Below are 6717 nucleotides of genomic sequence, written 5' to 3' on the forward strand. Positions count from 1 at the left end.
TTATGTCTATAATGAACCAATATATAAAGAAGTGCTTTCATAAGGTAGGTTGAAACTTATCTTATGAAAGCACTTTTTAATTTGGATTATTTAATGGTTGTCATGGGCAGCTTTAACTAAATACTTCGTGAACTCTGAAATCTGTTTTTGTTTCTCGGAATCTTCCATATAAAGGACTCCGTATTCTATCATTTGATTAAATGGCGCACCTACAGAAACTGTAGTAATCATATCACGTTGATAATAAGGCGTGCTTTCTACCATTAAATCCGACAGAATACTGATACCTAAGCCTTCCGCAACAGAATTGAATAATACACCGACGTTTTCAGTGGAAAATAATAGGTTGATTGAACCATTCTTTTCTTCGAAATTTTGGATGTTCTTTTTATAGAAGTTGCGATCATATAGAATGAATGGGAAGCCTTTGATATCTTCTAGTGAAAGTTGTTTATAGTAAGCAAGTTTAGAGTCACTTGGGACAATAGCGGTAAAACCGCTAGAGAATAATGGCGCATAACGTGCACCACGTACGTCTAAGTCTTCTTCTTTTAAGATAGTATATAAACCGATGTCAGCTTCTCCGCTGACAACTAAACGTTGAACTTCATCATTTTCAGCTTCAGTAATTTGTACATCAATATTGGGGTTGTCTCTTTTAAATGTAGACATTACACTTGGGACGATAGTCATAAATAAACTTGGAACTGTAGCAATTGAAAGGGTCCCTTTCATTTCTGAATTCAAAGTTTCAATTTTCTCGTAAAGTGTGGATTCTTGTTCTAACAGATCTAAGATGAAGGGATATATTTCTTTGCCTTGCGGTGTTAAAGTTGTACCACTTTTTTGACGTTGAAACAGCTTTAAATTTAATTCGTCTTCTAAATGAGAGATAGACTGACTTAACGCGGATTGCGTGATATGTAATAAGGTTGCTGCTTTTGTAATTGAACCTGTTTCAGTGATTGTTTTAACATAATATAACTGTGTGAAATTCATAACTATACCTCTTATTCATTAGTTCTGCTTATGAAAACATTAATAAATTCCATTATACATTAGTGTTATTTATGATTATAATAGTTTCATTGAAAATTTTGTGACGTATAGAGGGAGTGTACAAATATGTATCGTCATTTGTGGACGAAAGATTTTATATTTATTACATTGATTAACTTCTTAATGTATATCATTCATTACGCCTTAATCGTAACTGTAACTTCTTTTACAATAGATACTTTCCATGCGGGAGAAGGTATGGGTGGCTTAGCTGCTGGTATCTTTATTATTGGAATGTTATTCGGGCGTTTATTTACTGGGAAATATATTGATCAGCTTAATTTGAAAAAGACACTTTTAGCAAGTTTGGTCTTTTCATTTGTGGCCATAGCGTTGTATTTCCTTATTCATAGCTTATTAGTTTTAATCATTGTGCGTTTAATCCATGGTATCGCATTTGGGATGGCTTCTACAACAACAGGAACGTATTCATCTACGATTGTGCCAGAAGATCGAAAAGGTGAAGGTATCGGCTATTACGCACTAAGTACAACAGTAGCTTCAGCGATTGGTCCTTTCTTAGGTATTTTAATCAACCAACGCTTCAGTTTTGAAAGTAACTTCATTGTATGTTTAATCTGTATCTTACTTGCTGGAGTTTTATCACTCTTTATCTCTAATATTAGACAACCTATGGTAGATGCAGAGAATAAAGAAGTGAATTCAGCTAAAGGCATCGGCCAATTTCTACAAAAACAGGCCATACCGATTTCTATTGTCATTGTCTTTGTAGGGATTGCATATTCAAGCGTACTCGCATTCTTAGATTCGTATGCCAGTCACATTGGTTTAGCGGCTGCTGCAAGTTTCTTCTTTGTGGTTTACGCATTTAGTACGTTCGTTGTCAGACCGATTACAGGTAAAGTGTTCGATAATTATGGTGCGAATAAAGTTGTTTATCCTGTGTTAGTACTATTCGTCATTGGCTTAGTGTTATTAAGTGTGACGCATAGCAGCTGGATGTTATTATTCTCAGCTATATTCATCGGTATTGGTTATGGTACATTAATTCCATCTTTCCAAACGATTGCGATTCAAGCCTCACCACCTGAAAAGATTGGACTTGCGACTTCAACGTTCTATATCTTTGCGGATTTAGGTGCCGGTGCTGGTCCGACATTACTCGGCATTTTAATTGGTAGTGTAGGCTATCGAAACCTTTATATGTTAATGGCATTATTACTAGTTGGTGTAATTGCGCTTTATTATTTCATGCATGGTCGTAAACATAAAACAATGGAATATTAATCAAAAATGCGGTGTACCTGTAAAGAGGTATACCGCATTGTTCTTAGTTCAAAGTGTTTTTTCTTTTAAAATTTCTTCTGCGCTTTTGAATTGAATACCATAGCGTAAAAAGACGATGCCACAAATCAAGCCTGGCAGAACTGCCCATATATTATACAAAACAACAAAATTGGCTAGACACAATACAATAAACACGATGCCTAAAAGGGTATAAGCTTTATTTTTCATTACCATGTGTGTCGCCCCCTTAATGGATTTTGACAATGCTGACTTAGTTAACTCATATCTTATCACATAATTTACATTAATTTTACAAATATTATATAATTTCTTCAAAAAAGGAGCGTCATGGGTTTTTAGCGATTGACGAAAATGCATAAACCCATATTAATAAGAGAAAAAAGTAAGTTACGTTATAATGTACTTAATACTTTTTACTGAATAACGGAGGGGAACGTATGCAGATATTTCTAGGTACAGTAACAGAAAATGATTATCCAGTGATTGCACACTTAAAAGACAAAAAAGACAGTGAAGGGCTCTTCGAAGGGGAATATTACGAAGATAGTTTGCGTGAATTAAGACGCTTGCCTAACTATAATCATGATTTTGAAATGATTGCGCGTACTGATGATAATGAAATCGTCGGTCATATTTTGATGATGCAAGAGTTGATTCGAAATGAAGAAGATATACAGCGCCCTTTAATGATACGTTCATTATCTGTGAAAGAGGATTATAGAGAATATGGAATCGGCAAGGCTTTGGTAGAAGCAGTAGAAAGCCGAGCAAAAGAGGCTGGCTATAATGAAATTATTGTAGAGGGTGAACCAGATTATTTTAGATCGCTCGGTTTTATCCCTTTAAGTAATTTCAGTGTAGAAGTTCCAGAGGGCGAAGATATAGATCAATATAGTGTTTATCTATTGTGGGATACTTTAGATGCGCATCCACAAGGATAGTTAATCTTTGAAAATGAAGTTTGATTTCTATCATCGCATTGCATCCTGTCTGCGTGCTATAATAATGATGATTTGTATTCGGAGGTGCGAAAGTGAATTATCAAGCTTTATATAGAATGTATCGACCACAAAGTTTCAGTGATGTGGTTGGACAAGAGCATGTAACTAAGACGCTCCGTAACGCGATTGCTAAAGGTAAACAATCGCATGCTTATATTTTCAGTGGTCCTAGAGGAACTGGGAAAACGAGTATTGCGAAAGTATTTGCGAAAGCAATCAACTGTCCTAACAGCGTTGACGGAGAACCCTGTAATGAATGCGACATCTGTAAGAGTATTACGCAAGACTCTAATTCAGATGTCATTGAAATTGACGCAGCAAGTAATAATGGTGTCGATGAAATCAGAAACATACGAGATAAAGTGAAATACGCACCATCACAATCAAAATATAAAGTCTATATTATCGATGAAGTGCATATGCTGACAACGGGTGCATTTAATGCGTTGTTAAAAACGTTAGAAGAACCGCCAGCACATGCTATTTTTATTCTGGCGACAACGGAACCGCATAAAATTCCGCCTACTATTATTTCACGTGCGCAACGCTTTGATTTCAAAGCTATCAGTTTAGATCAAATTATTGATCGTTTGCGTTATGTTGCGGAATCTCAACATATTGAATTCGATGAAGAAGCGATTGCGTTTATTGCGAAAGCATCAGAAGGTGGTATGCGTGATGCATTGAGTATCATGGACCAAGCGATTGCATTCGGTGATGAACACTTAACATTGCAAGATGCGTTGAATGTAACTGGTAGTGTAGATGAAGCTTCTCTGAATGCTTTATTAAATGATGTCGCAAATGGAGAAGTGAAAGCAGCTTTTGCACGCTATCATCAATTTATAGAAGACGGTAAGGAAGTCAATCGTTTAATTAATGATCTGATTTACTTTGTACGTGATACGATTATGAATAAAACAGCCCAAAATCAAACAGAATATGATGCTTTGATGGGCTTTGACTTTGATACCTTATATAAAATGATTGATTTAATTAATGATACATTAGTATCTGTGCGTTTTAGTGTAAATCAAAACGTACACTTTGAAGTATTATTAGTTAAATTGGCGGAATTGATTAAAGCGGGTGGAGCTTCTAAAACATCAGAGCCTCAAACTTCAATGAATCAACCGCAAGCAACGCAAACAGCAGGTGCCAATGATGTTAATAGTGCTTTATTACAACGTTTAGAACATCTTGAGCAAGAATTGCACGCTTTAAAACAACAAGGTGTTCCACAAGTGAACACTCCACCTAAGCAACAAACAGCCTCTAGAGGGCGTCGTAAGAGTAAGAACAGCTACTCTATGACGCAAATTGCGAAGGTACTAGATAATGCGAATAAAGAAGATATTCAATTATTAAAAGAGCATTGGCAAGAAGTAATTGATCATGCGAAAAATCACAATCAAAAAGCGTTGGTGAGTTTATTGCAAAACTCTATTCCAGTCGCAGCGAGTGAAAAAAGCGTCTTGGTTCAATTTGAAGCAGAGATTCATTGTGAAATCGTAAATGACGATGATGAGAAACGTAAAAACTTAGAAGAAGTTGTACGCAGTATTATCAACAAAGATGTTGCAGTTGTCGGTGTACCTGCAGACCAATGGATGCAAGTACGCTCTGAATATCTTCAAAATCGAAAACGTAATCAACAAGCAAACCAAACAAAAACGAAACAAGAAGCGCCTCAAGATGATATTGTTCAAAAAGCCAAAGACATGTTTGGTGAAGACACTGTTCATGTCATGGATGAAGAATAAAGAAAATACAGCACACAGCCTTTCAGATACCATCATTGTCGAAAGACCTGTGTGCTTTGTGTTATAATTTGCATATCAATAGAAGAGATAGGAGAGTAAATAATGGGTTTCTTCCATTATAAGTAAAAAAATCGATTGAATACGATTGAACTCTTGTATCTTAGACTTATGTTGAATAATAAAGCTAGAATCTAAGGAGGAACTATATTATGCGCGGTGGCGGAAATATGCAACAAATGATGAAACAAATGCAGAAAATGCAAAAGAAAATGGCTGAAGAGCAAGAAAAATTAAAAGACGAAAGAGTTAAAGGTACAGCAGGCGGCGGTATGGTGACTGTAACTGTAACAGGTCATAAAGAAGTCGTGGATGTTGAAATCAATGAAGAAGCAGTCGACCCAGATGATGTTGAAATGCTTCAAGATTTAGTGTTAGCTGCTACAAATGAAGCGATGAATAAAGCAGATGAATTAACATCAGAACGCTTAGGCAAACACACTAAAGGCTTGAACATTCCTGGAATGTGATAAGCCATGCATTATCCAGAACCAATTTCGAAACTTATTGATAGTTTCATGAAATTGCCAGGCATTGGGCCGAAAACGGCACAACGTCTGGCATTTCATGTCTTAGATATGAAAGAAGATGACGTCGTTCAATTCGCAAAAGCACTTGTAGATGTCAAACGTGAATTAACATATTGCAGTACATGTGGTCATATTACTGAAGAAGACCCTTGTTATATTTGCCAAGATAAACAGAGAGATCGTTCTGTCATTTGTGTGGTTGAAGATGACAAGGATGTTATTGCAATGGAAAAAATGAGGGAGTATAAAGGATTATATCATGTATTGCATGGTGCAATCTCTCCGATGGATGGTATCGGGCCGGAGGATATTAATATTCCTTCATTAATAGAACGATTAAAAGATGAAGAAGTAAAAGAATTGATTCTTGCGATGAATCCTAACTTAGAGGGTGAATCGACAGCAATGTATATTTCTCGACTTGTGAAACCAATCGGTATTAAAGTAACAAGATTGGCGCAAGGTCTTTCTGTAGGCGGAGACTTAGAATATGCAGATGAAGTGACTTTGTCACGCGCAATTGCTGGCAGAACAGAGATGTAAAATCAGTGCAGAAGTGTCATAATACTAGAGGTTCAACCTCTTATTATGCCCTTCTGCACTTTTTTAAAACTTTTTCAGAAAAAAATAAAGTTTGGTTTTTGTGAGGAATGTTAAGAGATTGTGAAGGGTTATAGAAATGTAAGGGGATATTTAACGAACGTTACAGGTTTCATCAGAATAAAGGTACGGAAAATAGCGTCATCGAGTAGTTTAAGAGCGAAAAAAGATGGGTTTTAAGGGTTGCAAAAAAACGCAGAAGCTAGTATAGTTAATACCTGTTGAACGAACGAAACAAATAACTTCAACAATCACATAGAAAAAAACTTCTCAAAAAACTTTTAAAAAAGTGTTGACTTTAAAGTTTTAAGAGAGTATAATTGATTCTTGTGAGTCGGAAAAATAAACCGAATGAACATTGAAAACTGAATGACAATATGTCAACGTTAATTCCAAATTAACAAACGTCTTAAGGACGTTTTAAAACAATTAGTTTTT

At 35.7% G+C, this 6717-nt stretch carries 7 protein-coding genes; 5 read left to right on the forward strand and 2 right to left on the reverse strand.

Translation table 11 applies throughout. The annotated features are described in order from the left end of the window. Nucleotides 1-90 precede the first annotated feature (90 nt). On the reverse strand, nucleotides 91-999 hold the full coding sequence (locus CD112_RS08755; RefSeq protein ID WP_002480393.1) for a LysR family transcriptional regulator: 909 nt from the start codon (nucleotides 997-999) through the stop codon (nucleotides 91-93). Nucleotides 1000-1125: 126 nt separating this feature from the next. Between CD112_RS08755 and CD112_RS08760 the strand changes: the two genes are divergently transcribed. After that, complete coding sequence (locus CD112_RS08760) at nucleotides 1126-2307, forward strand: MFS transporter (RefSeq protein ID WP_002480394.1); 1182 nt, start codon at nucleotides 1126-1128, stop codon at nucleotides 2305-2307. Nucleotides 2308-2355: 48 nt separating this feature from the next. Here CD112_RS08760 and CD112_RS08765 read toward each other — a convergent pair whose 3' ends face one another. Next, entirely contained in the window at nucleotides 2356-2541 is a 186-nt protein-coding gene (locus CD112_RS08765) for a hypothetical protein (protein WP_002480395.1), read from the reverse strand. A 224-nt stretch (nucleotides 2542-2765) separates the two neighbouring features. Here CD112_RS08765 and CD112_RS08770 point away from each other — a divergent pair, with 224 nt between their 5' ends. The 4 genes from CD112_RS08770 (at nucleotide 2766) to recR (ending at nucleotide 6222) form a co-directional block, all read left to right on the forward strand. Beyond that, nucleotides 2766-3269 (forward strand): GNAT family N-acetyltransferase, encoded by a 504-nt coding sequence (locus tag CD112_RS08770; protein ID WP_103364174.1) that lies wholly within the window; start codon nucleotides 2766-2768, stop codon nucleotides 3267-3269. A 92-nt stretch (nucleotides 3270-3361) separates the two neighbouring features. After that, on the forward strand, nucleotides 3362-5092 hold the full coding sequence (gene dnaX / locus CD112_RS08775; protein ID WP_103364175.1) for a DNA polymerase III subunit gamma/tau: 1731 nt from the start codon (nucleotides 3362-3364) through the stop codon (nucleotides 5090-5092). A 209-nt stretch (nucleotides 5093-5301) separates the two neighbouring features. Further along, a complete protein-coding gene (locus tag CD112_RS08780; RefSeq protein WP_002480398.1) occupies nucleotides 5302-5619 on the forward strand; it encodes a YbaB/EbfC family nucleoid-associated protein in 318 nt (105 codons plus the stop codon). A gap of 6 nt (nucleotides 5620-5625) precedes the next feature. After that, nucleotides 5626-6222, forward strand: a complete 597-nt coding sequence (recR, locus tag CD112_RS08785; RefSeq protein WP_002480399.1) for a recombination mediator RecR — start codon at nucleotides 5626-5628, stop codon at nucleotides 6220-6222. The last annotated feature ends 495 nt before the right edge of the window (nucleotides 6223-6717 follow it).

It is taken from the genome of Staphylococcus simulans (assembly GCF_002902285.1).
Lineage (GTDB): Bacteria > Bacillota > Bacilli > Staphylococcales > Staphylococcaceae > Staphylococcus > Staphylococcus simulans.